Annotated in this window: 30 protein-coding genes; 19 read left to right on the top strand and 11 right to left on the bottom strand. The window is 63.2% G+C overall.

Annotation, left to right across the window (positions count from 1 at the left end; all coding sequences use genetic code 11):
* Positions 1 to 102 precede the first annotated feature (102 nt).
* Positions 103 to 456 carry a DUF1304 domain-containing protein gene (locus LB554_RS25565; protein ID WP_140719981.1) on the top strand — a complete coding sequence of 118 codons (354 nt, stop codon included), beginning with the start codon at positions 103 to 105 and terminating at the stop codon, positions 454 to 456.
* Between the two features lie 103 nt (positions 457 to 559).
* On the opposite strand, the gene LB554_RS25560 is transcribed toward LB554_RS25565, so the two are convergent.
* The 9 genes from LB554_RS25560 to LB554_RS25520 form a co-directional block, all read right to left on the bottom strand.
* Complete coding sequence (locus LB554_RS25560; RefSeq protein ID WP_140719983.1) at positions 560 to 985, bottom strand: hypothetical protein; 426 nt, start codon at positions 983 to 985, stop codon at positions 560 to 562.
* Positions 986 to 1236: 251 nt separating this feature from the next.
* A complete protein-coding gene (locus LB554_RS25555; protein WP_109664719.1) occupies positions 1237 to 2268 on the bottom strand; it encodes a peptidoglycan -binding protein in 1032 nt (343 codons plus the stop codon).
* Between the two features lies 1 nt (position 2269).
* On the bottom strand, positions 2270 to 3295 hold the full coding sequence (locus LB554_RS25550) for a MotA/TolQ/ExbB proton channel family protein (RefSeq protein WP_041163650.1): 1026 nt from the start codon (positions 3293 to 3295) through the stop codon (positions 2270 to 2272).
* A 120-nt stretch (positions 3296 to 3415) separates the two neighbouring features.
* Positions 3416 to 4102: a PAQR family membrane homeostasis protein TrhA gene (gene trhA, locus LB554_RS25545; protein WP_224587574.1), complete on the bottom strand. Its 687-nt coding sequence runs from the start codon at positions 4100 to 4102 to the stop codon at positions 3416 to 3418.
* 133 nt (positions 4103 to 4235) lie between these two features.
* Entirely contained in the window at positions 4236 to 5036 is an 801-nt protein-coding gene (locus LB554_RS25540) for an inositol monophosphatase family protein (RefSeq protein ID WP_140874755.1), read from the bottom strand.
* 89 nt (positions 5037 to 5125) lie between these two features.
* Positions 5126 to 5692 carry an elongation factor P gene (efp, locus tag LB554_RS25535; RefSeq protein WP_015315249.1) on the bottom strand — a complete coding sequence of 189 codons (567 nt, stop codon included), beginning with the start codon at positions 5690 to 5692 and terminating at the stop codon, positions 5126 to 5128.
* Positions 5693 to 5846: 154 nt separating this feature from the next.
* Positions 5847 to 6842 (bottom strand): tetratricopeptide repeat protein, encoded by a 996-nt coding sequence (locus tag LB554_RS25530; protein WP_263486015.1) that lies wholly within the window; start codon positions 6840 to 6842, stop codon positions 5847 to 5849.
* A gap of 46 nt (positions 6843 to 6888) precedes the next feature.
* The gene (locus LB554_RS25525; protein WP_224587562.1) at positions 6889 to 7536 is read right to left on the bottom strand and encodes a thiamine phosphate synthase; all 648 of its coding nucleotides are present in this window, start codon (positions 7534 to 7536) and stop codon (positions 6889 to 6891) included.
* 133 nt (positions 7537 to 7669) lie between these two features.
* The gene (locus LB554_RS25520) at positions 7670 to 8575 is read right to left on the bottom strand and encodes a DMT family transporter (protein WP_224587560.1); all 906 of its coding nucleotides are present in this window, start codon (positions 8573 to 8575) and stop codon (positions 7670 to 7672) included.
* A gap of 132 nt (positions 8576 to 8707) precedes the next feature.
* On the opposite strand from LB554_RS25520, the gene LB554_RS25515 reads away from it, so the two are divergent.
* From LB554_RS25515 to LB554_RS25505, 3 genes are all read left to right on the top strand, one after another.
* Positions 8708 to 9160, top strand: a complete 453-nt coding sequence (locus tag LB554_RS25515) for an Lrp/AsnC family transcriptional regulator (RefSeq protein WP_015315253.1) — start codon at positions 8708 to 8710, stop codon at positions 9158 to 9160.
* Positions 9161 to 9250: 90 nt separating this feature from the next.
* Entirely contained in the window at positions 9251 to 9979 is a 729-nt protein-coding gene (locus tag LB554_RS25510; RefSeq protein WP_224587558.1) for a class I SAM-dependent methyltransferase, read from the top strand.
* A 105-nt stretch (positions 9980 to 10084) separates the two neighbouring features.
* Positions 10085 to 10855, top strand: a complete 771-nt coding sequence (locus tag LB554_RS25505) for a sulfite exporter TauE/SafE family protein (RefSeq protein WP_015315255.1) — start codon at positions 10085 to 10087, stop codon at positions 10853 to 10855.
* A gap of 13 nt (positions 10856 to 10868) precedes the next feature.
* On the opposite strand, the gene LB554_RS25500 is transcribed toward LB554_RS25505, so the two are convergent.
* Positions 10869 to 11420 (bottom strand): DUF2269 family protein, encoded by a 552-nt coding sequence (locus LB554_RS25500; protein ID WP_140616634.1) that lies wholly within the window; start codon positions 11418 to 11420, stop codon positions 10869 to 10871.
* 327 nt (positions 11421 to 11747) lie between these two features.
* Here LB554_RS25500 and LB554_RS25495 point away from each other — a divergent pair, with 327 nt between their 5' ends.
* The 8 genes from LB554_RS25495 to LB554_RS25460 all read left to right on the top strand — a co-directional run bounded on the left by LB554_RS25495 (position 11748) and on the right by LB554_RS25460 (position 17204).
* On the top strand, positions 11748 to 12140 hold the full coding sequence (locus tag LB554_RS25495) for a hypothetical protein (protein ID WP_015315257.1): 393 nt from the start codon (positions 11748 to 11750) through the stop codon (positions 12138 to 12140).
* Between the two features lie 373 nt (positions 12141 to 12513).
* On the top strand, positions 12514 to 13047 hold the full coding sequence (locus LB554_RS25490; RefSeq protein WP_224587555.1) for a DUF1465 family protein: 534 nt from the start codon (positions 12514 to 12516) through the stop codon (positions 13045 to 13047).
* Between the two features lie 88 nt (positions 13048 to 13135).
* Entirely contained in the window at positions 13136 to 13645 is a 510-nt protein-coding gene (ruvC, locus tag LB554_RS25485) for a crossover junction endodeoxyribonuclease RuvC (protein WP_140719994.1), read from the top strand.
* A gap of 55 nt (positions 13646 to 13700) precedes the next feature.
* Entirely contained in the window at positions 13701 to 13970 is a 270-nt protein-coding gene (locus LB554_RS25480) for an AbrB/MazE/SpoVT family DNA-binding domain-containing protein (protein ID WP_015315260.1), read from the top strand.
* Positions 13948 to 14367: a type II toxin-antitoxin system VapC family toxin gene (locus LB554_RS25475; protein ID WP_140822584.1), complete on the top strand. Its 420-nt coding sequence runs from the start codon at positions 13948 to 13950 to the stop codon at positions 14365 to 14367. Before LB554_RS25480 ends, LB554_RS25475 begins: the two co-directional genes overlap by 23 nt.
* A gap of 28 nt (positions 14368 to 14395) precedes the next feature.
* Positions 14396 to 15016, top strand: coding sequence for a Holliday junction branch migration protein RuvA (gene ruvA, locus LB554_RS25470; protein WP_015315262.1), 621 nt, complete (start codon positions 14396 to 14398; stop codon positions 15014 to 15016).
* 43 nt (positions 15017 to 15059) lie between these two features.
* Positions 15060 to 16097 (top strand): Holliday junction branch migration DNA helicase RuvB, encoded by a 1038-nt coding sequence (gene ruvB / locus LB554_RS25465; RefSeq protein WP_015315263.1) that lies wholly within the window; start codon positions 15060 to 15062, stop codon positions 16095 to 16097.
* A 210-nt stretch (positions 16098 to 16307) separates the two neighbouring features.
* A complete protein-coding gene (locus tag LB554_RS25460; protein ID WP_140874763.1) occupies positions 16308 to 17204 on the top strand; it encodes a metallophosphoesterase in 897 nt (298 codons plus the stop codon).
* 8 nt (positions 17205 to 17212) lie between these two features.
* On the opposite strand, the gene LB554_RS25455 is transcribed toward LB554_RS25460, so the two are convergent.
* The gene (locus tag LB554_RS25455; protein WP_224587553.1) at positions 17213 to 18463 is read right to left on the bottom strand and encodes a glycoside hydrolase family 5 protein; all 1251 of its coding nucleotides are present in this window, start codon (positions 18461 to 18463) and stop codon (positions 17213 to 17215) included.
* A gap of 54 nt (positions 18464 to 18517) precedes the next feature.
* Between LB554_RS25455 and ybgC the strand changes: the two genes are divergently transcribed.
* The 7 genes from ybgC (at position 18518) to pal (ending at position 24133) form a co-directional block, all read left to right on the top strand.
* Positions 18518 to 18997: a tol-pal system-associated acyl-CoA thioesterase gene (gene ybgC, locus LB554_RS25450; RefSeq protein ID WP_224587551.1), complete on the top strand. Its 480-nt coding sequence runs from the start codon at positions 18518 to 18520 to the stop codon at positions 18995 to 18997.
* 270 nt (positions 18998 to 19267) lie between these two features.
* On the top strand, positions 19268 to 19978 hold the full coding sequence (gene tolQ, locus LB554_RS25445) for a protein TolQ (protein WP_015315267.1): 711 nt from the start codon (positions 19268 to 19270) through the stop codon (positions 19976 to 19978).
* 9 nt (positions 19979 to 19987) lie between these two features.
* Positions 19988 to 20443: a protein TolR gene (tolR, locus tag LB554_RS25440; RefSeq protein ID WP_140712589.1), complete on the top strand. Its 456-nt coding sequence runs from the start codon at positions 19988 to 19990 to the stop codon at positions 20441 to 20443.
* A gap of 7 nt (positions 20444 to 20450) precedes the next feature.
* On the top strand, positions 20451 to 21608 hold the full coding sequence (locus tag LB554_RS25435) for a TonB family protein (RefSeq protein ID WP_015315269.1): 1158 nt from the start codon (positions 20451 to 20453) through the stop codon (positions 21606 to 21608).
* A 78-nt stretch (positions 21609 to 21686) separates the two neighbouring features.
* Positions 21687 to 22958 carry a Tol-Pal system beta propeller repeat protein TolB gene (gene tolB / locus LB554_RS25430; protein ID WP_224587625.1) on the top strand — a complete coding sequence of 424 codons (1272 nt, stop codon included), beginning with the start codon at positions 21687 to 21689 and terminating at the stop codon, positions 22956 to 22958.
* A gap of 32 nt (positions 22959 to 22990) precedes the next feature.
* A complete protein-coding gene (locus LB554_RS25425) occupies positions 22991 to 23368 on the top strand; it encodes a four helix bundle protein (protein WP_140662648.1) in 378 nt (125 codons plus the stop codon).
* Between the two features lie 258 nt (positions 23369 to 23626).
* A complete protein-coding gene (gene pal, locus LB554_RS25420; protein ID WP_015315272.1) occupies positions 23627 to 24133 on the top strand; it encodes a peptidoglycan-associated lipoprotein Pal in 507 nt (168 codons plus the stop codon).
* Positions 24134 to 24159 lie beyond the last annotated feature (26 nt).

Here is a 24159-nt window from a genome sequence, read left to right as displayed (position 1 = left end):
CGCAAAAGCATTGGCAACCCTCGGATACCATCCGGCAGATGCAGCTTGCGCAAGCGAGGTTGGGCATGAAATGCTGCCGGCGATGGATGAAGGGGGAGCAGAATGATCGGCAACATCCTGGTCGGGCTGGTGGCCTTGATCCATGTCTACATCGTCTATCTCGAGATGGTGCTTTGGGACACGCCGCGCGGGCACAAGACATTCCGCCTGACGCCGGAATTCGCCGGCGCCTCCAAAGTGCTCGCCGCCAATCAGGGTCTCTATAACGGCTTTCTCGCCGCCGGCCTGATCTGGGGGCTTTACCTCGGCGCCGCCGGTTTCCAGGTCAAGGCCTTCTTCCTGTTGTGCGTGGCCATTGCCGGTCTCTATGGCGCGGCGACGGTCGGCCGCAAGATCCTGTACATCCAGACCGTGCCGGCGGTGGTCGCCCTGGTCGCGGCCTGGCTCGGTTGGTAGGCAAGATGGGCTGGTAAGGAAAGAAAAAGGACGCCAGCGGGATTGGGGACCCGAAGGCGTCAATGGGTCCTTCCCCGAGGACGTTTGCAGGCCGGAATAGCCCTCAGCCGTTCGGATAGTTCCCGCCGTCGGCACCATCACCCATCAGGAAACCGCTGCCGGTGTCGACCATCAGACGTTGATCCACATTGTCGAGCCGGCGCAGCAGGTCATGGTATTGCGCGGCCGGGATCCTGCCGTGATCCGACGCGGCTATCCTCTCGGCGACCTGACTGATGCGGGCGGTGCGCATTTCCAGGCGCTCCGCGACGGCCGGGGTGATGTGGTTGGCTTGCCTGGCGTCGACGATGCCCTGATGAACACCCTGGACCTGCTCTACGAGCGCCTCGACACGAGGACCTGCCATGTCGGTGGGGGCGGTCGCATCGAGAGCACCCTTGTGGTGGCCCGCGGCATAGGCGCCGGCGAGCGGGACGGCAATGAGAACTGCGGCAAGCGTTGCAGTCTTGAGAGATGCTGATGAGCGCATGGTGCGCTTCCTCCTGCTGGGAAGGGAGAGCGGCCGCGCCGCCTCGCCTTCCGGCCATTTTGGGTCGTCCAGTCCCGTCGCGTCGCGATGGGAGGCATCGCCGGCGGTTCTCGGCCCTGCGCGGCAAGCTAGGAGCGCTTCGGCGCGAAGTGTAATTAAAAAAAGATAATCTTTTCAGGCCTTGCCGGCGGATGCCTGCGCCCTAGAGTTGAGCCGGCGAACAATTTCGCGTGAGTTCGCGTGATGATGGATCAACGTTCGGTGAGCTTCAGTTCAATGCGGCGGTTCTTGTTGCGCGCCTCTTCGGTGTCGGCGGGATCGAGCGGCTGGAATTCCCCGAAGCCGGCGGCGACGAGCCGGTTGGCCGGCACGCCATTTTCGATCAGGAACTTGACCACCGAGGTCGAGCGCGCCGTCGACAGTTCCCAATTGTCGCGATAACGGCCGGTGCCGGACAGCGGCTTGTTGTCGGTGTGGCCGTCCACGCGCAGCACCCAGTTGATCTCCGGCGGGATCTCTTTCTGCAGTTCGATGATGGCGTCGGCGAGCTTCTTCATCTCGACCTTGCCGGCATCGTTGATCACTTCGGATCCGGTCGGGAACAGAACCTCCGACTGGAACACGAAGCGGTCGCCGACGATGCGGATGTTCTCGCGATCGGCCAGGATTTCGCGCAGACGTCCGAAGAAATCGGAGCGGTAGCGGTTCAGCTCCTGCACACGCTGCGCCAGCGCCACGTTCAGGCGACGGCCGAGATCGGCGATCTTGGTGTTGGAATCGCGGTCGCGCGTTTCGGAGACGTTGAGGGCATCCTCGAGCGCGCCGATCTGCTTGCGCAATGCCGCGATCTGCTGGTTGAGGATCTCGACCTGGCTCAGCGCCTGCTGGCTGATCTGGCGCTGGCTGTCCAGTTCGCCGCCCAGCGCCGCGGCTCGCTGGTTGGCGGCGTCGCCGGCACCCGCACCTTGCGCCAGCAACTGTTCGAGCCGGCTCTTCTCCGCCTCCGCCGCCGACAGCGACGCCTGCAGGTTGGCCAGCGAATCGTCCTTGTCCTGTGCCGTCGAGCGCTCCAGCGCCAGAAGCTGGGTCAGTTCGTTGATCTGCGAATTGAGGCGCGACAGCGCTGTGTCCTTGCCGGAGATTTCGCGCCCGAGCAGGAACTGCGCCAACACGAAGACGGTGAGCAGGAACATGATGGCGAGCAGCAGCGTCGACAGCGCGTCGACGAAGCCCGGCCAATAGTCGATGCGGCGATCGGTACGCCGGCCCCTGGCAAGCGCCATGCTAGTGCACCCCGGGCTTCTTCAGCGCGTCGGCGATCTTTTCCAGCGTGTTGCGCATCGCCTTTTGTTCGTCCGACTGGGCTTCGACCCAGTCGCGCATGATCTGCTGTTCGGAGCGCATGTTCTTGACCAAGCCGGAAATGCCATCGGCGAGATTGGCCATGGCGGTGGCGACGCGCGGGTTGGAGCCGCCGCCATTTTCCTGCATGCTGCGCAGCCGCTCCGAGAGGACGCGGATCTCGTCGGAAGAGTCGGCCTTGGCCGGGTCGGAAACGACGATGTCGGACGACAGATCCGTGACCGAGGACAGCCAGTTCTCGAGCTCGGTGTAGAAACGTGTCTGGGCGCGGCCGGCCTGCAAGTCGAGGAAGCCGAGCACGAGCGAGCCGGACAGGCCGAACAGCGAGGACGAGAAGGCGGTGCCCATGCCGGCCAGCGGCGCCGACAAGCCCTGTTTCAGCGAATCGAGCACCGCGGCGGCGTCACCCGTGCCGGGATCCAGCGATTCGATGGTCTCGCGGATCGAGCCGATCGTATTCAGCAGACCCCAGAAAGTGCCAAGCAGGCCGAGGAACACCAAAAGGCCCACAAGGTAGCGCGAGGTGTCGCGGCTTTCGTCGAGGCGGGTGGCGATGGAATCGAGCATTGTGCGCATCGATGAGGTCGAAAAGGCCATGGACGAGGAACGGCCGATCATCGCCTTCATCGGCGCCAGCAGCACCGGTTCGGTGGTTTCGGAGCCGGCCCGGAAAGAGTTGACCCAGCGGACCTCGCGAAACAGCCGCCCGACCTGCGTGAAGGCCAGCAGGATACCGACGACGAGCACGCCGACGATCAGGCCGTTAAGGCCGGGGTTGGTGACGAAAGCGGTGGTGACCTGGCGGGTCAGGATGGCGGCGATGAAAGCGACGATGGCCAGGAAGATGACCATGGTCAGCAGGAAGACCTGCGGACTGGACAGTTTATGCGGGTCGTAGATCAGCACGTCGGAGCGCCTGCCCATGCCGAAGGATCTGAGAAAAGCCATCCGTGCCCCGTTTCCGATGCCGCTGCCGCCGATCACGTAGTTGGCAACTCTAAACGGAATTATGACCAAATTGAATGGCGCTTGGCAATATTGCCACAGGCGGCCTTTGGAGCCGGCGCATCAGAGGCGGTTGATGATGAGGCAGTCGACCATGGCCGCCAGATGCAGGCCGGCGCCGGTGACGACGAAGCCGTGCCACAGTGCGTTGTGGAAGCGCAGCGCCTTCCAGGCGAAGAAAATCACGCCGCAGGAATAGACGACGCCACCGGCGACGATGAGCACGATCGACGTGGTCGGCAGCGTCTCGACGAGCGGCTTGACGAGAACGATGCCGCTCCAGCCGATGGCAAGATAGAAGACGATCGCCAGCCTGTCGAAACGGCCGGGGAAAAACACCTTGATGGCAATGCCCGTTGCGGCCGCGGCCCAGACCAGAACGATCATCCAGCGCGCCAGCGCAGAGTTTCCCAACTGGGCGAGAAAGGGTGTGTAGGTGGCGGCGATCAACAGATAGATCGCGGCATGATCGAAGCGCCGCAGGATCCATTTCGCGGGCGAGGTCACCGGCCACAGATTGTAGGTCAGCGATACCGAGAGCACGGTGAGCAGCGACACGACATAGAAGGCGGCGGCGATATATTCGCCGGGCCCGACCCGGAAGGCGGCGAGCGCCAGCAGCGCCGAACCGGCCGTGATCGCCAGCACGATCCCGACAGCATGGACGATCCCGTCGGCGATCATCTCGGCGCGCGAATAGTGCCAGCGTCCGATGAACGGAATCTCGATCTGTGGCGAGGTGTTGGTCATCTACCGTCCTGCATCACCCCATATCTGGGCAACCGACGGACAGTATTTCAAGCTTTGTTTGCGGTTTTACGACGACGCGCTTTGCCTTGACGCAATGCCGGATGCAAAACCGCGAACATTTTTCCGGATTGCTTCAGCGCGGCGAGAGCGGCTTTTTCACCGTCTTCAGCAATGCGCGCTGGATGATCTCGTTGCCGGCGACGACCGTGCCGGTGTCCAGCATGTCCTGTCCGCCATCCATGTCGGAGGCGAAGCCGCCCGCTTCGCGGATCAAGAGCAGGCCGGCGGCCATGTCCCAGGCCGACAGGCCCACTTCCCAGAAGCCGTCCATGCGGCCGGCGGCGACATAGGCAAGATCGAGCGAGGCGGAGCCCATGCGGCGGACGCCGGAGACCTCGGCCATGACGTTGCGCAGTTCGACCAGGAAATTGCCATGATGGCCGCGGCCGAGATGCGGCACGCCGCAGCCGATCACCGTGTCGACAAGCTTGGTGCGGCCGGCAACGCGCAGGCGGCGATCATTCATGAAGGCGCCGCCGCCGCGCTCGGTGGTGTAGAGCTCGTCCATGGCGGGATTGTAGACGACGCCCGCCACGATCTGGCCCTGGCGCTCCAGTGCGATCGAGACGGCGAAAAGCGGGATGCCGTGCAGGAAATTGGTGGTGCCGTCGAGCGGGTCGACGATCCAGCGGTGCTGGCTGTCATCGCCGGCGACGGCGCCGCGCTCTTCCATCAGGAAGCCGTAGCCAGGACGTGCCTTCGACAGTTCGGCGAAAACGATGTCCTCGGCCTTGCGGTCGGCCTGGCTGACATAGTCGCCGGGGCCCTTCATCGAGACTTGCAGGTTCTGGACCTCGCCGAAGTCGCGCGACAGCGAGCGGCCGGCCTTCATTGCGGCCTGGACCATGACGTTGAGGAGGGCTGAGCGTGCCATAGTGCTTCTTCCTGGTGCGGCGCTTTAAATTCTGTCTCGATGCATGCCGGCGACCCAAACCGGGGCCGCTTCCGGGCGACATGCATGCATCAGTCGGCGCGGCGCACGTAAGTGATTTCGTTGGTGTCGACGATGATGCGTTCGCCGGCACCGATGAAGGGTGGCACCAGCACGCGAATGCCATTTTCCAGCACCGCCGGCTTGTAGGAGGATGCCGCCGTCTGGCCCCTCACCACGGGATCCGCCTCGGTGATGGTCAGCGTCACGTAATCGGGCAGCGAAATGCCGATCGGCCGCTCCTCGTAGAGCTGAACCGTCACCATCATGCCGTCCTGCAGGAACGCGGCACGGTCGCCGACGAAATCCTTGTTCAGTTCGAGCTGCTCGTAGCTTTGGGTGTCCATGAACACCAGCGCGTCGTCCTGCTCATAGAGGAAGGAGAAGTCCTTCAGGTCCAGCCGGATCTGCTCGACCGTCTCGGCCGAGCGGAAGCGCTCGTTGAGCTTGGTGCCGTTGATGAGGTTCTTCAGCTCAACCTGGTTGTAGGCGCCGCCCTTGCCGGGCTTGACGGTGTTGGTCCTGACCGCCACCCAGAGGCCGCCATCGTGTTCGATGACGTAGCCGGGGCGGATTTCGTTGCCATTGATCTTGGCCATGATGATGGGATCCGGGATGCTGCCAACGGCCGGGCCATTGGTATGGGATGTTCGCCGTGACAGGCGATTTAAGGCTCCAAGACCACAAATCGCCCGGAGAGGCAAGGGAGGGCGGGTTGCGGCTGAGCAAGGGGGCCGGTTCCGCCTACCGCCATCAGGGCAGGCGGTTGGCCTTCTGCAGGGCCTGCTTGGTCTGGTCGTCGCTCAGCCCTTGCAGGAAATCGTCCATCTGCTGATCGATGAGGCCGGCGCGGCGGGCGACGATGTACCAGGCGCCGGCGAGCACGAGGTCGGGATCGGTGCCGATGCCTTGCATATAGAGTTTTGCCAGCCGGTTCTGGGCCGCGACATTGCCGCCTTCGGCGGCCTGCTTCGTCCAGCCGAAGGCCGATTTCAGGTCGCGCGCGCCGCCGCGGCCCTCGATCATCCAGGCGGCGAGATCGATCTGCGCGGTGTCGTAGTTCTGACGGGCGGCCTGCGCCAGTAGCCGCCGTGCCTGTGCATCGTCGCGCGGCTTGCCCCCGACGCCGTTGGCATAGATCTGCGACATGGCGTACTGCGCGTCGGCGAGACCGGTCGCGGCGGCACGCTCATAGTAGGAAACCGCCTTGGCCAGGCCGGCGTTGCCGGGATCCTGCTGGACCAGCATCTGCGCGAAATTGAACTGCGCCAGCTGGTTGCCGGCCTCGGCGGCAGCCTGCATCAGGGCATAGGCTTCCTTCGCGTCCTTCTTGACGTAGCGGCCGTCGAGCAGCATCAACGCATATTGGAACTGCGATTCCGGCACACCCTGCTCGGCGGCAAGCGCGTACCATTTCGCGGCCTCGGCCGCGTTCAACGGCACGCCCAACCCACGCGACAGGATCTCGGCCACCAGCGTCTGCGCCGCCGGATCGCCATTCTGCGCACGGACCAGCGCCAGATTATAGGCGGTCTTGTAAAGACCACGCTGGAAGGCACCATAGGCAGCGTCCGCCGGCTTGGCGCCAAAGCGGTCGGGATTGACGCTGTCGGCCGATGGCAACGGCGCGGGTTCGGATGTGGTGGCGGGCTGCGGCAGCTGCTTTTCGATCGGCTTGTCGGTGCGCACGCCGGTTTCAGGCTTGGGCTGCGGCAAGGGTATGGTTTCGGCGGCGGCGGCCTGGATCATCACTGCCGCAAGCAGGGCCTGAAGGGAAAGCCTTGCCAGGAACACGTCAGTCCTCGAGGCGCGGCGCTGTTTCGTCGAGCAGCGCATTGGCCCGGGCGATCGCCGCCTTCGGATCGATGCCGTCGGCGAACACGGCGCTCGACAGCGCGACGAATTCGGCGCCGGTGGCGGCCACGGTTTCGACAGAGGCAAGATCGGAACCGGCCTCGACGATGCAGGGGATCTGGATCATCTGCGCCCACCATTGCCCCAATGACAGGTTGCGCGGATGCGGCTCGGGCTTGTTGTCGTAGCCGAACCGGCCGAAGAAGATGTAGTCGGGCCGGGCTTCGCCGAGTTCGAGCGCGTCGTCACGCGTCTTGGCGCCGCCGGCGCCGACCGTCATTTTCGCCTGGAAATGTTCGATCGTCTCGGCGAGTTCGGCCTTGGAGACCTCGACATGGATGCCGTCGGCCTGGACGCGGCCCGCGATACGGGTGTCGCCAGCGATAATGACGGCCACTCCGGCGGCCTGCGCGGCCGGCACGATACGCTCGGCGAAGGCCTGGAAGGAGGCCTCGTCCATGCCGTTCTCGGGCAGGATCAGCGAGGCGACATCGCCGCCGTCGAATGCGGCCGTGATCCGATCCGCCGGTACGCCGGACGGCGCGATCAGCACGATGCGGCAGCGGTTGGGGGGCGTTGCGTCATTCATGGTTCTTCGATCCCGGGTTTCGCCTATGCCGGGCGAAGATGGTTGGATTGCGGCATAGAGCAAACTGCCCGCTTTGAACAGGCGGGCAGCCGGGATCGCGATTTTTGATCCGCCGGGCAGCCGGCGCGTCGCCTTACCTGATCGGCTCGGGGCTCGCGGCGGCCGGTCTCGGTTTCCGCAATGTCCAGCCGAGGTTCATGCCGGCGGCCGCGATCAGGATGGCGGCGGCGCCGGCGACCTGGCTGAGGTGCAGCCGGTGGCCGAAGGCGGTGACATCGACCAGGATGGCAACGACCGGATAAATGAAGGACAGCGACCCCTGCAGATGCGTCGGCAGCTTCTGGATGGCGCCGTACATGAGGATGTACATCAGGCCGGTGTGGACGATGCCGAGCGTTGCCAGCATGGCCCAGCTCCATGGATCGCCGGGGAGATGCGCGAGATTGGCGAAGGGCGCCAGCATGGCGACGCCGACGCAGACCTGAATCAGCGCGATCAGATGCGGCGGCGTGCCCTTGAGCTTCTTGGTGACGATTGCCGCGACGGCCCAGAAAAAGGCGGCGGCCAGGGCCATCAGGATCCCGGCGAAATAGTTCGTGCCGACATCAGCGGCATCGGGAGCAGCGGCGACGATCAGCAGCATGCCGGCGAAGGCGATTGCCAGCCATGTCAGCTTGGTCAATGTCAGCCGCTCGGCGAACAAGAGCGCGCCGAAGCCGACCAGCATGAAAGGCTGCGTGTTGTAGACGGCGGTGGCGATCGAGATCGACGCGCGCGAGAAGGCGCTGAACAAGAGCAGCCAGTTGATGACGATCGCCGCACCCCCAAGCGCGGCAAGGCCGATGACGCGCAACGACAGCCTGTTGCGCAGTAATCCAAGCGAAGCGCAGATGAAGAGCAGCGTCAGCGCGCCGAACGCGCAGCGCCAGAACACGACATCCATGATCGGCTGACCGGACATGATGACGAACCAGCCGATCGTTCCCAGGATCGCCATTGCGGCCGACATTTCGACCGTGCCTCGTACCGTATCGTTCATAATAAGCCTCTGAACCCGTTGAGGCGGCATAATCTCATGTGAGGTCTGGGCTATCCATCTCCTAGGAAAGGCAATATAATGATAGTGGCTAATTAAATTAGGCATCCGCTCGAAATCAACGAGAAATAGAAAATGCTGGATGATTTGGACCGAAATCTGCTGGAAATCCTGGTCAGGGATGCGCGAACCTCGCTGAAGGATTTGGCGGCCCAGGTCGGGCTATCGTCGCCGAGCGTTTCGGAGCGGCTGCGGCGCCTCGAGGAGCGCGGCGTCATCCGGGCGTTCACCGTCGAGATCGATCCGCTGGCGCTCGGCTATACGCTGCAGGCGATCGTGCGGATCAAGCCTCTGCCGGGCAAGCTGCACATCGTTCAGAAATTGATCGAGGAGATTGAGGCGTTTGGCGAATGCGACAAGGTGACCGGCGACGACTGCTTCGTCGCCCGGCTGTTCGTGCGCTCGATCGGCGACCTCGACGGCATTCTCGATCGCATCGCCGACAAGGCCGAGACCAGCACCGCCATTATCAAGGCACAGCCGATCCGGCGGCGACCGCCGCCACTGGGGTTGCCGGCGGCCTCGTAGGCTTGACACGGCATGGCAGTGGTGGAAAGGCGCGGCCAGTCCACCATATGTCAGTCTTCCGCCGGATGACCGTCCGAGGAGCCAAAAAAGATGGCGCAGAACATTTACGATCAACCCGATTTCTTTGCGGGCTACAGCCAGCTTGGCCGCTCCGTCGAAGGCCTGGATGGTGCCGCCGAGTGGCCAGCGTTGCGCGCGATGCTGCCCGATGTCGGTGGCCTGAGGGTCGTCGACCTCGGCTGCGGCTTTAGCTGGTTCTGCCGCTGGGCACATGAAAATGGAGCGAGGGAAGTCCTTGGGCTGGACCTGTCGGAGAAGATGCTGGCCCGTGCGAGAGCGGCCGGCCCGGACACCGGCATCACCTACGAGAGAGCCGACCTCGACCAGCTCAGCCTGCCGCAAGGCGGCTTCGACCTCGCCTACAGTTCGCTCGCCTTGCATTACGTCGAAGACATTGAGCGCCTGTTCGGGGCTGTGCACGAAGCCCTGTCGCCCGGCGGCGATTTCGTCTTCTCGACCGAGCATCCGATCTACATGGCGCCGACCAATCCGGGCTGGTCGATCGATGGGGAGGGGAAAAGGACCTGGCCTGTCGACCAGTATCTGGTGGAAGGGCCGCGCAAGACCAACTGGCTGGCCAAGAGGGTGGTGAAACATCACCGCACCATCGGCACCACGCTCAACGCCCTGATCCGCGCGGGTTTCACGATCGAGCATGTCGAGGAATTCCGTCCGACGGACGCGCAGATCGCGGCCAGACCGGACCTGGCGGAAGAACTCGAGCGGCCGATGTTCCTGCTGGTTTCGGCGTGCCGATAGAATAGGGGCATGGCGAGGCGCGCGGGTTGCTTTTGCTGTCGCTCGACTCAAGATTGTGGGCTATTCAGGCGTCGACGCGCTTTCCCTCCAGATCAGTTCCTCCTCATGTCAGGCCTGCTTCTCGATCCGTGGTTCTACGCGGCCGCCATTCCGGCGGTCATCCTGGTCGGCCTGTCCAAGGGCGGCTTCGGCGGCGCGGTTGGTTTCGTCGGCGTGCCGCTGATGGCGCTGACCATGCCGCCGGTTCAAGCGGCCGCCATCCTGCTGCCCATCCTGTGCCTGATGGACATCGTCTCGGTGTGGACATGGTGGGGCGTGTACGACCGCAAGATGCTGGTCGACATGATGCCGGGCGCCATCGTGGGCATCGGGCTTGGCTGGCTGACGGCGGCACTGGTCACCGAGGAAGCGGTGCGGCTCATCGTCGGCGCCGTTGCCATCATCTTCGTGCTGCGCTGGCTTTACCTGCAATTTCGTCATGGTTCCGACCATGCGGCCGCACCTAATCGCGTGGCCGCGGCCATATGGGGCACGGTCGCAGGCTTCACCAGCTTCGTCGCCCATGTCGGCGGCCCGCCCTTCCAGGTCTATGCCTTGCCGATCCGGCTCGACCCCAAGGTGTTGTCGGGCACGGCAGCGATCTTCTTCGCCGCTACCAACGCGCTGAAACTCATCCCCTATTTCGCGCTCGGCCAGTTCGACACCGCCAATCTGACGGCGTCCGCCGTGCTGATGCCGCTGGCGCCACTGTCGACCATCGCCGGTGCCTGGCTGGTGCGGCGGATGCGGCCAGAAATTTTTTATCCCTTCACCTATGCGACCGTGGCGGTCGTGGCAGTGAAGCTTCTGTGGGACGGGATCGCCGGCATCATGTAGCGCTCCAGCCGCGTCAGGCGGCGCTGGGCACCATGCGTCTTGGCCGGCTGAGCGCCATTGTGGCACCGGCGGCAAGGACCACCACCATGCCGGCGAGAATCCCGACGTCGTGCAGGGTAGGCTTCAGAACCATGTCGGTGATGATGATGAGCATGACCGCATAGTCGAAGCGCGCCGCCCGCAGGATGCGCTGTCCATAGCCAAGTGCCGCAGGCGTCACGCCATCCCTGGCGATCATCGCGCCCATGCGGTCGGCGGTCGGCTTGAAGACGAACATGCCAATGCAGAAGGTCGTGGCGTAGCCGGCAAGCCCGATCAGGACCCAGAGATCGGAGAAGCCGACCCAGAACGAGCACATGATCAATCCGAAGACCAATGTCAGCATCGACATCGGAGCGAAGAAGCGGTTGCCCAGTTCGCCAGTGGCGCGCATCGCCTGCAGCGTTCCCTGGATGTTGCCGGCGCGATCCGCCAGCGTCGCCAGCACCATCAGCGTGAAGCCGCCGCCGACCCAAAGCATCGCCGAAAGGATGTGCAGCAATTTGATGATGGAATACCAATCCATGGCTTTTTCCCCGATGTCCAATGGTTGCTGGCGAGGCCGCGCCATTGCCCGCCCGCCGCTTCGATGCCGCAGCGTTTAGCGCCGCGGCTGTTTCAGGACGATGTCGTGGAAAAACCGGCTGTGTTTCAGGCTGCCGGCTAACGAAAGGAGAGACTAATATGATGAACCCACCGCCCGGTTTTCTGCTATCGTCGGCAGCGTCGGGGAGCGACATCGTCCGGAAACACTGCCGATGCTAGTGCCGACGCCGGAAGTCCGGCGGCGACAGCGCTCGCCTGACGATCAACCCATTCCCAGCTTGGGAAAAAGGCAATTCGGGGGACTAATATGCAAGGGGTAGCACGGAATTTCTTCACGCTGGCGATCATCTACGCGTTGTGCGGCATGGCGCTCGGCATCCACATGGCGATCAGCGAAGACCACGGCCAGATGCCGACCCACGCCCACACGATGGTGGCCGGTTGGCTGATGTCGGCGGTTTTCGCGTTCTTTTACCACCTGTTTCCGGCTGCCGGGCAAAAGACGCTGGCCCTTGTCCATTTCTGGCTGACGGCAATCAGCGGCATCGGGCTGATGATCGGCCTTTATATACTGCTTGCCGGAAATCCGGGGATCGAGCCGTTGCTGGGGATATCTTCGATCGGCTTCTACGCAGGCATGCTGCTGTTTGCCTTCATCGCCTTGCCGGTGGTGTGGAAAAAAAGCCTGAGTGAAGGCTGAAAACCAGCCGGTGCGGCTGTGTTGTTACGGCACAGGAGCACGGTGTTGGGTAAAAAAACATCAGAGCCGTTAAGCGTTCATTAAGCTTTACAGGCGTTTACTATGTCTATCCAGTGATCTGGATTCTTACCGAGTGGTTGGAGCCACTTTGTTTGACGCCTCCCTGTTAAACTCCTGAGAGCCGCCTTATCCGCGGCTCTTTTTTTGTCCGCACCCAGGCGGCATTCCGCACGGCCGAACGCCGTTAACCTTCTGTTAAACATGTGCTTGCCTTCACCCCGGACGAAGCGCATTTTCAAGCTTCAGTTTTATAGGGTCACGGGTGTATCGGCAGAGAGCCGAATCGGCCGGTCGCAAGTGCAGGGGCGTATCAATGAACGAGCCTTCGAAGGGCATTGCGAAAACCGTCAAGCTGGCGGAACGACGGGTGTTTTCGCACTCCTTCAAACCGCTTTACCAGGAAGGCATGGGCCTGGTCGAACAGGCGGCGGAATATCTCGACGGCAAGGGCCGGGCAGAGGCCAAGAAACTGTCGCGGCTGGCGGCCACGCTCTACGCGGCCGAATCGATGCGGCTGACCACCAGGCTGATGCAGGTTGCCTCGTGGCTGCTTTTGCAGCGTGCGGCGAATTCCGGCGAGATGACGCGCGATCAGGTCGCTTCGGAAAAATCCAAGGTGCGTCTCGACACCGCTTCCGCCCATGACGAGGCGGCCGGCTGGGCCGAACTGCCGACCGATTTCCTCGATCTCGTCAACCGGTCGTTGCGCCTGCAGGCATTGGTGCGCCGCATGGACGAAGAGATCTATGGCGCAAGCGCCGTGGTCGACATGCAGCCCGTGGCCCGCCGGCCCAATCCGGTGTCGGACCAGATCAGCCTGCTCAACACGGCTTTCGCCCGCAACTGAGAAACGTCGAGGCCTCCCGGTTGGCTGAACGTTTCCGGTTTGTTCACTTTTCGCTGGCATCGCTGTCCGCCGGAGGTACACTCACGGCATGGGGGACGCGATTCGCATCATCGGGATCGATCCGGGGCTCAGGCGCACCGGCTGGGGCATCGTCGAGAGCCTCGGCAATTCCTTGCGCTTTGTTGCTGCGGGCACCGTCCGCTCGGAGGACAAGGCGGCGCTGGCGACGCGGCTCTGCCAGCTGCATGACGGGCTTGCCGAGATCCTGCATCGGGCGATGCCGCATGAAGCCGCGGTCGAACAGACCTTCGTCAACAAGGATGCCGTGGCGACGCTGAAGCTCGGCCAGGCGCGCGGCATCGCCATGCTGGTGCCGGCGCGCGCCGGCCTCGTCGTCGCCGAATATGCGCCGAACGCGGTGAAGAAAGCGGTGATCGGCGTCGGTCATGGCGACAAGAAGCAGATCCACATGATGGTGAAGGTGCTGTTGCCGAAAGCGATCTTCGACACCGAACATGCCGCCGACGCGCTGGCCATCGCGATTTGTCACGCGCATCACCGGCAAAGTGCCGCTTACCGGATGGCGCTTGCCGAATAGCAATGTTCTTGACTTGTTCACGCTGCGCGTGTAGTAATACCCTGGAAGTATTACCATGCGCGTGACCACCAAGGGCCAAGTCACAATCCCCAAGCCGATAAGGGACCATCTGGGCATCGGACCGGGCTCCGAGGTTGAGTTCGTGGCCACCGAGGAAGGGGCTCGGCTCGTTGCCGTCAATGAAAACCTGTCCGATGAAGAAGTCGCGCGCAGGTTCAGGAATATTCTCCACGGCATGGCGGGCACACTGGATCTGGGAGGCATGACCGCCGACGCTTACATGGAGTGGTTGAGAGGCCCGCGTGAAGATCTCGACGTTGATTGACACCAATGTCCTCATCGACGTTTGGGGGCCAACCGGGCCGCTGACGGAATGGTCAGCGTCTGCAATCGTTTCATGCCGTAGCGACGGCGCATTGGTCGTCAATACAATCGTCTGGTCTGAGCTCGCGCCGCTGATCCCGACGGAGACGGCGCTTCGAAGAGCCGTCGACATGCTCGAAATGGATCGCGAACTTGTACCTTGGGACGCGGCATTCCTTGCGGGCGTCACGCATTCCCGCTATCGCCGGGCCGGCGGCGTTCGGGAACGCATCTTGCCTGATTTCTTTATTGGTGCTCATGCGGCTGTTGCCGGACATCGTCTTTTGACCCGCGACGCCGCGCGCTATCGCAGTTATTTCCCCGATCTCGATATCATCTCTCCGGAAACGCACCCATGAGGGGCTTATCTCCCATGAAAGATCTGGCATGATCGGCAAGCTCAAGGGTACGCTCGACGAGGTCGACGAAGACCATTGTCTCGTCGATATCCACGGCGTCGGCTACGTCGCGTACTGCTCGACCCGCACGCTTGCCGCGCTGCCTTCGCCTGGCGAAGCGGTGGTGCTGTTCATCGAGACCTATGTGCGAGAGGACATGATCCGGCTCTATGGTTTCCAGTCGCAGCTCGAGCGCGAATGGTTTCGGCTGCTGATGAACAATGTGCCGGGTGTCGGCGCCAAGGTGGCGCTGGCCATCCTGTCGACGCTGGCGCCGGCTGACCTTGCCAATGCCATTGCACTGCGCGACATCGCCATGGTTTCCCGCGCGCCCGGCGTCGGCAAGAAGGTGGCCGAGCGCATCGTCACCGAATTGAAGGCCAAGGCGCCGGCCTATGCGGGCACCGCCACCGGCACCATTGGGCTCAAGCAGGAACTCGGCGAAGGCGTAGCGCCGGCGCCGATCACCGACGCCGTCTCCGCGCTGGTCAATCTCGGCTATTCCCGCGACACCGCCGCCAATGCGGTGTCAGCAGCGCTGAAGACGGCGGGCGAGGGCGCCGATGCGTCCAAACTGATCCGTTTTGGGTTGAAGGAACTGGCACGGTGAGCCATCGCTTGTCCGGGGCGCTGCCCTGTGCAAGGAAGGTCCCATGAGCCTTTCCCCCCGCCTCATTGCACCGGAAAAGCGCGGCGAGGATGCCGAGCAGACCCTGCGGCCGCAAACGCTTGACGATTTCGTCGGCCAAGCGGCGGTGCGGGCCAATCTCAAGGTCTTCATAGAGGCCGCCAAGGGCCGCAAGGAAGCGCTCGACCATGTGCTGTTCGTCGGACCGCCGGGGCTGGGCAAGACGACGCTGGCGCAGATCATGGCGCGCGAACTCGGTGTCAATTTCCGCTCGACCTCCGGTCCCGTCATCGCCAAGGCCGGCGATCTCGCGGCATTGCTTACCAATCTCGAAGAAGGCGACGTGCTGTTCATCGACGAGATCCACAGGCTCAACCCGGCGGTGGAGGAAATCCTCTATCCGGCGATGGAGGATTTCCAGCTCGACCTGATCATCGGCGAGGGTCCGGCGGCGCGTTCGGTGAAGATCGACCTAGCGCACTTCACGCTGGTCGCCGCCACCACGCGGCTCGGCCTGCTCACCAATCCGCTGCGCGACCGCTTCGGCATCCCGGTGCGGCTCAACTTCTACACCGTCGAGGAGTTGGAGCAGATCGTGCGGCGCGGCGCGCGCATCCTGCAGATGCCACTCGGCGACGACGGTGCGCTGGAAATCGCGCGGCGCGCGCGCGGCACGCCACGCATTGCCGGACGGCTGCTGCGGCGCGTGCGTGATTTCGCCTCGGTGGCCGGCGACGGCCATGTCGACCGCCTGATCGCCGACGAGGCCTTGACCCGGCTCGAAGTCGACGCGCTTGGCCTCGACGCCCTCGACCGCCGCTATCTCAGCATGATCGCCCGTAATTTCGGCGGCGGTCCGGTCGGCATCGAGACCATCGCCGCCGGCTTGTCCGAGCCGCGCGATGCCATCGAGGACATCATCGAGCCCTATCTGATCCAGCAGGGGTTCATCCAGCGCACGCCACGCGGACGCATGCTGACCGCCAATGCCTGGCGCCATCTCGGCCTCGATGCGCCGAAGGATTTGGCGCAGCAGCAGATCAATCTGTTCCAGGAAGAATAGCCACGCAAGCGATCAGGCGCGGGTTTCCCGGACCAGCGATCAAGCATCAGTGAACGGGCCTGCGCAAATTCTCCTCATCTTCGCCGGCTTACCGGCGTATTGCTGGATTGTATCGGGTTCGCTGCATCCATGCATGTCCTCCTCCCGACCGAGATCGCTTTTGGGCGACATGTAGCAGCGCATGCCGAAATGAGGTGCCGGAGCCACTTGATGATAACCAGACGCGGGTTCCTGCGCTTTATCGGCGGGTCGTTCCTGTCGGTCGCCTCCTTCAGCGCCTACGCCGTCGGTATCGAGCCGATGCTGCTGACGCATGTGAAGCGCTATGCGCTGACGCCACCGCATTGGCCGGCCGGATTGAAGCTGCGCGTCGTCGCGCTCGCCGACATCCATGCTTGCCGGCCGTGGATGACGCCGGAGCGGATCGCTTCGCTTGCCGAAGAGGCGAATGCCTTGCAGCCGGACCTGATCGTGCTGCTCGGCGACTACATAGCCGGCATGCGCCTGGTGTCGCAAAGGGTGACGCCGCCGGAATGGGCTGGCGCCCTGTCGGGCCTCAAGGCGCCGCTCGGCGTGCTGTCGATCCTCGGCAATCACGACTGGTGGGCCGACGGCTTCGCGCAGCGGGCCGAAGTCGGCCCGACGATCGCGCGCAAGGCTCTGGAGAAAGCCGGCATCCCGGTGCTGGAGAATGACGCCGTGCGTCTGGAAAAGGACGGACATGGCGTCTGGATCGCGGGCCTCGCCGATCAGTTGGCCCTGTTGCCGAAAAAGAAACACGAGCCTCCCAGGGGATTGGACGATCTCGACGGCACGCTGGCCAAGATCAGCGACGCCGCGCCCGTTATCCTGCTGGCGCACGAACCGGACATTTTTCCAAAAGTGCCGTGGCGTGTGTCGCTGACGCTATCGGGACACACCCATGGCGGGCAGGTGCGGCTGTTCGGCTATTCGCCGATCGTGCCATCCCAGTTCGGCAATCGCTACGCCTATGGCCATGTCGTCGAGAACGACCGCAACCTCATCGTCTCGGGCGGGCTTGGCTTCAGCAATTTGCCGATCCGTTTCGGAATGCGTCCGGAAATCCTGCAGATAGACCTCGGCTGACCAGCGCGTCATGGCAGGCTTCGGATTGCGTCCAGCACATCAGGCTCGGCCTTGTCGCCATTGAATGCGTCGACGATGCCGAAAGCCCCGCCATAGCTCCACACCGACCATGAGAAGCCATGCGCTTCGGCCCGAGCGATCATGTCCCTGACATAGGCGGCCCGATATTCGGCCGGCATCACGTAGGCATTGCCATACTCCTGGCGGATCATGCCGAACTCGCCCAGCGTGATGTCTTCCGGCTTGATGCCGTTGGCCTTCGCCCAAGCCTCGACAGCCTTGAACGGCGCATCCATCAGGCCAAGCAGCTTGTCGGCGCTGTCCATGCTGGCGACCTGCTCGTCGAGATAGGCAAGCAGGCCATTCTGCCGTGTCCACGGCGCCTCGGCCTTGATCCGGGCGCGGATGGTGTCCAGCGTCACATCAAGCTGCGCCTTCGGCACAGCGGTCAAAGGAAAGGGCAGGCCGGTCACATAGGGAATGAAGTCGCCGGCCCAGGTCGCGCCCTGATGGGTGAGCAGGAACGGGTCGTAGGAGTGGAAGGTCCAGATGACGTTGTCGTCGGGGATCGTCTTCGGGTCGATCTTTTCCAGAGACGAAGCAGCGGAATAGCAGGCTCCGGTCAGGATCAGCGTCAGTTTCGTCGCCGAGGCGCGCGCCGCCGCGAACAGCTTGCGCTGGCGGTCGGGCCACAGGCTGGTGCCGTCGCTGTCGCAATCGACGATCGGCTCGTTCATCGGTTCGAAAGCGACCTTTTCGGGATCTTCGGCGGCCAGCTTGCGCGCCATGCCGCGAACCACCTCGACATAGCGGTCGAAGGTCGCGGGGTCGTCCATCACCTCGCCCATGCCGATCTTGCGGCCGCCGCCGGCCGGGATCAGGTGCATGTCGACGATGACCTTCAGTCCGGCGCGATTGATCATGCGCGCCGAGTCCAGCACGCTGGCATAGAGTTGGTCACGAAGGTCCGTTGTCTTGTCCGAGAGAAAAGGCGACGGATCGACCGGCATGCGCAGGAAATCGAAGCCGGCATCCTTCAGCGCCTTGAGGTCGTCCTCGTTGAGGAATTTGCGCCATTCCGGGTAGGGCAGGATGGCCTTGCCATCACCCCACTGGTCCTCGCCGGGCCAGGTGACCCACTGGTCGAGATTGAGACCGCGCTTCATGGAGAAGGTCGCCGCCCCACCCGACAGTGTAGAAGCGGCCAGCGCCAGCACGACCGCCATCAAGCTCTTGATCATCGTCGTCAACAGTGCCATCGGGTTCATGCGCCGAAAAATACCTGCCGCGTCGGCATCTAAAAAGGAAGCGCAATGGGCGATCATGGTGAATCCGCGGCATTGCAGGCAGGGCTTTCCGGTGCGCTGACCGAGTTCGGCCACCGGCTGATGGCGCGGGTCTATTATGCCGATACCGATTTCTCGGGCGTCGTCTATCACGCGCGCTATCTGGAATTCCTCGAGCGCGGCCGCTCCGACTATCTCAGGCTCACCGGCGTGCATCACACCGAACTCGCCGACGGCAAGCACGGCGAGAAGATCGTGTGGGTGGTGCGCCGCATGGAGATCGACTTCCGCATCCCCGCCCGTATCGATGACATCCTGACCGTCGATACCCGCACCGAGACCATTTCCGGCGCGCGCATCTTCATGGCGCAGCAGCTCAAGCGCGGCGACGAGGTGCTGGTCGAGGCCAAGGTCGAGGCGGCGATCATCGGCGAGAATGGCCGGCCGAGGCGTTTTCCCAGGGAATGGGTGGCGGCGTTCATGCCCAAGGTCTTTCCCCAGGACTGATTGGAGGGATAGCGTGCCGACTTCGCCGGCGGCGGTGCCGGGGCGCGGCAATGCGCCGCGCCTTATGGACTAACCCATCCTTAACCATAACGGTTCATGAAGAGATTGGGGAAGATTGGCGTTATCGAGCGCCTTCCTTTCACCAATATTTGCCCCGAAAAGGCCGCTAACGGCACGGTTTGGGGTGTCCGGTAGCTTCGTGCGAACCGACCACAAGGGATGCCATGGGCCAGCCGCCAGCTTCGCCCGGAAAATCTTAAGGACGTAACGATGGAAAATATCGCACTCGCCGAACCGGGCGCGCAATTGTCGATTTGGGCCTTGTTCATGCAGGCCAGCTGGGTGGTCAAGCTGGTCATGATCGGGCTGCTCTGCGCTTCGGTGTGGACCTGGGCGATCATCGTCGACAAGCTGGTTGCCTACGGCCGCATGCGCTTGGCGCTGAACCGCTTCGAGCAGGTTTTCTGGTCGGGGCAGTCGCTGGAGGAACTCTACCGCACTCTTGCCGACCGCAAGACGACAGGCATGGGCGCCATCTTCGTCGCCGCCATGCGCGAATGGAAGAAGAGTTTCGAGAAAGGCGCCAAGTCGCCGCTCGGCCTGCAGACCCGCATCGACAAGGCCATGGACCTGGCGCTGACCCGTGAGATGGAAAAGCTGGAGGGCCGCCTCGGCTTTCTCGCCACCACCGGCTCGGCGGCACCTTTCATCGGCCTGTTCGGCACTGTGATCGGCATCATGACCTCGTTCCAGGCCATCGCGGGCTCAAAGAACACCAGTCTCGCGGTGGTCGCGCCCGGCATCGCCGAGGCGCTGCTGGCGACGGCCATCGGCCTGCTCGCCGCCATTCCGGCGGTCATCGCCTATAACAAGCTGTCATCGGATGCGAGCAAGATCGCCGTGCGCATGGAGGGGTTCTCCGACGAGTTCTCCGCCATACTCTCGCGCCAAATCGATGAAAAAGTCGCGCCGAAGGCCTGAGGGACGATCATGGGAATGTCTGTAGGCATGGGCGGAGGACGCGGCGGGCGCGGCCACAGGCGGCGCGGCCGTCATCACGCGTTGATGTCGGAAATCAACGTCACGCCGATGGTCGACGTGATGCTGGTGCTGCTGATCATCTTCATGGTCGCGGCGCCAATGCTGACGGTCGGCGTGCCGATCGACCTGCCCGACACGCAGGCCAAGGCGATGAATGCCGACACCCAGCCGATCACCGTCTCGATCGATGCGACCGGCAAGATCTTCCTGCAGGAAACCGAGATTCCGATCGAGGAGCTGGTGGCCAAGCTGCAGGCGATCTCGAAGACCGGCTATGAAGAGCGCATCTTCATCCGCGGCGACAAGTCGACCGACTACGGCACGGCGATGAAGGTGATGGCCCGCATTTCGGCCGCTGGCTACAAGAACATCGGCTTGGTTTCACTGCAGGAACAGGATCAATAGACACACGATGAGGACCGGCCTCACCACATCGGTGATCTTGCATACGGCGGTGCTGGCCTTCGGCCTGTTCACGCTGTCGGCGCCGGCCGCGCTTCCGTCCGCCGATGTCGAGTCCGTCGCGGTCGATATCGTGCCGATGGAAGCCATTGCGCAGACCCTGCAGGGCGACAAGAAGGCCGTGATGCATGAAAAGCCGGCGCCGTTGCCGACGCAGCGTCCCGATATCGTGCCGAATGCACAGAAGGTCGGCGAAAACAGCGTCGACACCGACAAGCCGATAACGCCTGAAGCCAAGCCGAAACCCGTCGACACGACCTCGGCTCCGGCGCCCGCGCCGACCCCGAAGGAAATCCCGAAGACCGAGGACGTGCCGAAGCCGCAGGAAAAGCCCAAGCCCATTCCGGCGACGGAAGTGGCGCCAGCGCCGACGCCCAAGGAAGAGGTCAAGCCTGAGCCGGTCAAGCAGACCGAGCCGAAGCCCACTCCGGCAAAGCCCGCGCCGACACCGCCGCCGCAGGACAAGACCGCCGCCATCGATCCGACGCCCGAGGTCAAGCCCGACGCCGTCGCCGAGGCCATAGCCAAGGACCCGCCCACCGAGGAGACGCAGTTGCCGAATTCGGCGCCCGCGCCGGAGGCCCGGCCGAAGCCGCAGCCGGCACAGGCCGAAAGCGCCAAGGCGCCTGAACGCAAGGATGCCGACAAGCCGGTCAAGGAAGCCTCGTCCAAGCCAAAGTCGGACGACAAGCAGTTCAACGCCAACGAGATTTCGGCGCTGCTCGACAAGCAGAAGCCGTCCGGCGGCGGCGCCAAGCGCTCGACGCAGCAAGCGTCGCTCGGCGGCGACAAGGATCAGGGCCAGAAGCTGTCGAAGTCGGAGCAGGGCGCCCTGGAAAGCCAGCTCGGCGGTTGCTGGACCTTGCCGGCCGGGCTTGAAGGTTCGGAGAATTTCGTCGTCGTCGTCCGTTTCAACCTGAACAACTCCGGCAAGCTCGACGGCCGTCCTTCCGTTGAAACGTCGAGCGGCAACAGGCAGTTCGACGAGAGCGCGGTGCGCGCGGTTCAGAAATGCGACATGGCCGGCCTGCAGGTTCCCGCCGGCAAGCAGGACATCTGGAACGACATCCGGGTCACATTCGACCCAAGGGAGATGCTCGGCCTCTAGGCCCTGATATCCGAAGATCAGTATGAGAAGCGAGAAGACATGAAATCAATCCTCAAGCCGCTCCTGACGATTGCAGCCATGGCGCTGGGCATGACGGCCATCGTTCCGATGCCTGCGTGGGCGCTGGTCGAACTCAACGTCAACAAGGGCAATGTCGAGCCGTTGCCGATCGCCATCACGGATTTCCAGGGTGGCGATGCGCTTGGCGCGCAGATTTCCCAGATCGTCACCGCCGATTTGAAGCGCTCCGGCCTGTTCGCGCCGATCGACAAGAGCGCCTTCATCGAGAAGATCGCCAATCCGGACGCAACCCCCCGCTTCGACGACTGGAAGGTGATCAATGCGCAGGCTCTGGTCACCGGCAGCGTCAGCAAGGAAGCGGACGGCCGCATCCGCGCCCAGTACCGGCTATGGGACACATTCGCGGGCCAGCAGATGGCCGGCGAGCAGTTCTTCGCCAACGACGCCAATCAGCGCCGCGTCGCCCACATCATCGCCGACGCCATCTATGAACGGCTGACTGGCGAGAAGGGTTATTTCGACACGCGCGTCGTCTTCATCGACGAGTCCGGCGCCAAGAACGCGCGCAAGAAGCGCCTCGCCATCATGGACCAGGATGGCGCCAACGTCCGCTACCTTTCGGACGGCAGGTCGATCGTGCTGACGCCGCGCTTCTCGCCGAACCGGCAGGAAATCACCTACATGTCCTATGAGAGCGGCCAGCCCAGGGTCTATCTCCTGCAGATCGAGACCGGGCAGCGTGAGCTGGTCGGCAATTTTCCAGGCATGACCTTTGCGCCGCGCTTCTCGCCCGACGGCCAGAAGGTGATCATGAGCCTGCTGCGCGACGACGGCAATTCCAACATCTTCGCCATGGACCTGCGCAGCCGTTCGACGACGCGGCTGACCAACTCGACCGCCATCGACACCTCGCCTTCCTACTCGCCCGACGGCAGCAAGGTGGTGTTCACCTCCGACCGTGGCGGTCGCGCGCAGATCTACGTCATGGGCGCCGACGGATCGGGCCAGACCCGCATCTCGTTCGGCGACGGCGTCTATTCGACGCCGGTTTGGGCGCCGCGCGGCGACCTCATCGCCTTCACCAAGCAGAGCGGCGGCGAATTCCAGATCGGCGTCATGAAGACCGACGGCTCGGGCGAGCGCATCCTGTCGTCCGGCTTCCAGCAGGAAGGCCCGACCTGGGCGCCGAACGGCCGCGTGCTGATGTTCTTCCGCGACGCCAATGGCGGCCCGAAACTGGTTTCCGTCGATCTCACCGGCCGCAACGAGCAGCCGATCCCGACGACGAACTTTGCTTCGGATCCGGCCTGGTCGCCGCTGCTGGAATAGAACGGGAATTGGCGAACTGAAGAATTGAAGAGATGGTGAAAGCAGAGGGCTACGTTAAGCGAGCAAAGGATCTAGAGGTCTACAAGCGCGCTTACGTGGTCTCTCTGGCGGTTCACAAGGCCACCCTCGCTTTTCCCAAGATAGAGCAATACGCGCTGGCCGATCAGTTGCGGCGTTCCAGCAAAGGGATTTGCGCCAATCTGGCCGAGGGATTTGCCAAACAGACCCACTCCAAAGCTGAATTTGCCCGGTTCATTTCGATGGCCATAGGATCGTGCAGTGAAGTGGAGACGTGGATTTCATACGCGTTCGATCTCGAATACATCTCGCAGGCGCAACGGGACGAGTGGCTACAATCGTATGGCCAGGTGTACGGAATGCTGGTGAACCTCAGAGTGAAGCTAGGGTGAACATCCTTCTTCAATTCTTCAGTTCTCCAACTCTTCAATTCCCCCTTACATTCCCCTTTTCCATGCCTTCGTCGCGTTTTGGCCGCATTTCCGCCTAGGGTCCGCGCCAACTGTGGCCTATGACAAAACAGCTGCGGACGGGCAGCCTAAACCAAATTTTAACCGTGTTTCTTGAATGCCGGTTAACCCAAACGTGGTTACTGGGTGATCAACGAAATCACTCGAAACATGATCACTCGAATACGAAGGAGAGGCGGCATGGGCCGTATCGCAGCACTGACCAGAAACCCGGCCATGATCGCGCTGGTGGCGATGCTCGCCATCACCGGTTGCGCTTCGAAGAAGACCCCGAACAGCGCTGCTGACCTTGGCCTCAATGGCGCGGGTGCCGCAACACCCGGCTCGGCACAGGACTTTACCGTCAACATCGGCGACCGCATCTTCTTCGATACGGACTCGACCTCGATCCGTGCCGACGCACAGACGACCCTGTCGCGCCAGGCACAGTGGCTCAACCAGTACAAGCAGTATGCCATCGTCGTCGAAGGCCATGCCGACGAACGCGGCACGCGCGAATACAATCTGGCGCTCGGTGCCCGCCGTGCCGCCGCCACGCGCGACTTCCTGGTTTCCAAGGGCGTTTCGGCGAGCCGTCTCAAGACGATTTCCTACGGCAAGGAACGTCCGGTCGCCGTATGCGACGACATCTCCTGTTGGTCGCAGAACCGCCGCGCCGTCACCACGCTCAGCGGCGCTGGTTCCTGAGGCGTCGCGCGCCGAAAGGCGCGCAC

The organism is Mesorhizobium sp. CO1-1-11, from assembly GCF_020164995.1.
In the GTDB taxonomy this organism is placed as follows: Bacteria; Pseudomonadota; Alphaproteobacteria; order Rhizobiales; family Rhizobiaceae; genus Mesorhizobium; species Mesorhizobium australicum.
This window is presented reverse-complemented; position numbering and strand designations above follow the sequence as displayed.

Excerpts from the sequence above, each read along its gene's own strand:
- ruvB (WP_015315263.1), top strand. The coding sequence starts at position 15,060 with ATGAGCCTTTCCCCCCGCCTCATTGCACCGGAAAAGCGCGGCGAGGAT.
- LB554_RS25460 (WP_140874763.1), top strand. The coding sequence starts at position 16,308 with ATGATAACCAGACGCGGGTTCCTGCGCTTTATCGGCGGGTCGTTCCTG.
- efp (WP_015315249.1), bottom strand. The coding sequence starts at position 5,692 with ATGGCCAAGATCAATGGCAACGAAATCCGCCCCGGCTACGTCATCGAA.
- LB554_RS25435 (WP_015315269.1), top strand. The coding sequence starts at position 20,451 with ATGAGGACCGGCCTCACCACATCGGTGATCTTGCATACGGCGGTGCTG.
- LB554_RS25500 (WP_140616634.1), bottom strand. The coding sequence starts at position 11,420 with ATGGATTGGTATTCCATCATCAAATTGCTGCACATCCTTTCGGCGATG.
- LB554_RS25490 (WP_224587555.1), top strand. The coding sequence starts at position 12,514 with ATGAACGAGCCTTCGAAGGGCATTGCGAAAACCGTCAAGCTGGCGGAA.
- tolB (WP_224587625.1), top strand. The coding sequence starts at position 21,687 with ATGGCGCTGGGCATGACGGCCATCGTTCCGATGCCTGCGTGGGCGCTG.
- ruvA (WP_015315262.1), top strand. The coding sequence starts at position 14,396 with ATGATCGGCAAGCTCAAGGGTACGCTCGACGAGGTCGACGAAGACCAT.
- pal (WP_015315272.1), top strand. The coding sequence starts at position 23,627 with ATGGGCCGTATCGCAGCACTGACCAGAAACCCGGCCATGATCGCGCTG.
- LB554_RS25425 (WP_140662648.1), top strand. The coding sequence starts at position 22,991 with ATGGTGAAAGCAGAGGGCTACGTTAAGCGAGCAAAGGATCTAGAGGTC.
- LB554_RS25505 (WP_015315255.1), top strand. The coding sequence starts at position 10,085 with ATGTCAGGCCTGCTTCTCGATCCGTGGTTCTACGCGGCCGCCATTCCG.
- LB554_RS25455 (WP_224587553.1), bottom strand. The coding sequence starts at position 18,463 with ATGGCACTGTTGACGACGATGATCAAGAGCTTGATGGCGGTCGTGCTG.
- trhA (WP_224587574.1), bottom strand. The coding sequence starts at position 4,102 with ATGACCAACACCTCGCCACAGATCGAGATTCCGTTCATCGGACGCTGG.
- tolQ (WP_015315267.1), top strand. The coding sequence starts at position 19,268 with ATGGAAAATATCGCACTCGCCGAACCGGGCGCGCAATTGTCGATTTGG.
- LB554_RS25550 (WP_041163650.1), bottom strand. The coding sequence starts at position 3,295 with ATGGCTTTTCTCAGATCCTTCGGCATGGGCAGGCGCTCCGACGTGCTG.
- LB554_RS25540 (WP_140874755.1), bottom strand. The coding sequence starts at position 5,036 with ATGGCACGCTCAGCCCTCCTCAACGTCATGGTCCAGGCCGCAATGAAG.
- LB554_RS25530 (WP_263486015.1), bottom strand. The coding sequence starts at position 6,842 with ATGATCCAGGCCGCCGCCGCCGAAACCATACCCTTGCCGCAGCCCAAG.
- LB554_RS25560 (WP_140719983.1), bottom strand. The coding sequence starts at position 985 with ATGCGCTCATCAGCATCTCTCAAGACTGCAACGCTTGCCGCAGTTCTC.
- LB554_RS25480 (WP_015315260.1), top strand. The coding sequence starts at position 13,701 with ATGCGCGTGACCACCAAGGGCCAAGTCACAATCCCCAAGCCGATAAGG.
- tolR (WP_140712589.1), top strand. The coding sequence starts at position 19,988 with ATGGGAATGTCTGTAGGCATGGGCGGAGGACGCGGCGGGCGCGGCCAC.
- LB554_RS25495 (WP_015315257.1), top strand. The coding sequence starts at position 11,748 with ATGCAAGGGGTAGCACGGAATTTCTTCACGCTGGCGATCATCTACGCG.
- LB554_RS25515 (WP_015315253.1), top strand. The coding sequence starts at position 8,708 with ATGCTGGATGATTTGGACCGAAATCTGCTGGAAATCCTGGTCAGGGAT.
- LB554_RS25510 (WP_224587558.1), top strand. The coding sequence starts at position 9,251 with ATGGCGCAGAACATTTACGATCAACCCGATTTCTTTGCGGGCTACAGC.
- ruvC (WP_140719994.1), top strand. The coding sequence starts at position 13,136 with ATGGGGGACGCGATTCGCATCATCGGGATCGATCCGGGGCTCAGGCGC.
- LB554_RS25525 (WP_224587562.1), bottom strand. The coding sequence starts at position 7,536 with ATGAATGACGCAACGCCCCCCAACCGCTGCCGCATCGTGCTGATCGCG.
- LB554_RS25520 (WP_224587560.1), bottom strand. The coding sequence starts at position 8,575 with ATGAACGATACGGTACGAGGCACGGTCGAAATGTCGGCCGCAATGGCG.
- ybgC (WP_224587551.1), top strand. The coding sequence starts at position 18,518 with ATGGGCGATCATGGTGAATCCGCGGCATTGCAGGCAGGGCTTTCCGGT.
- LB554_RS25555 (WP_109664719.1), bottom strand. The coding sequence starts at position 2,268 with ATGGCGCTTGCCAGGGGCCGGCGTACCGATCGCCGCATCGACTATTGG.
- LB554_RS25565 (WP_140719981.1), top strand. The coding sequence starts at position 103 with ATGATCGGCAACATCCTGGTCGGGCTGGTGGCCTTGATCCATGTCTAC.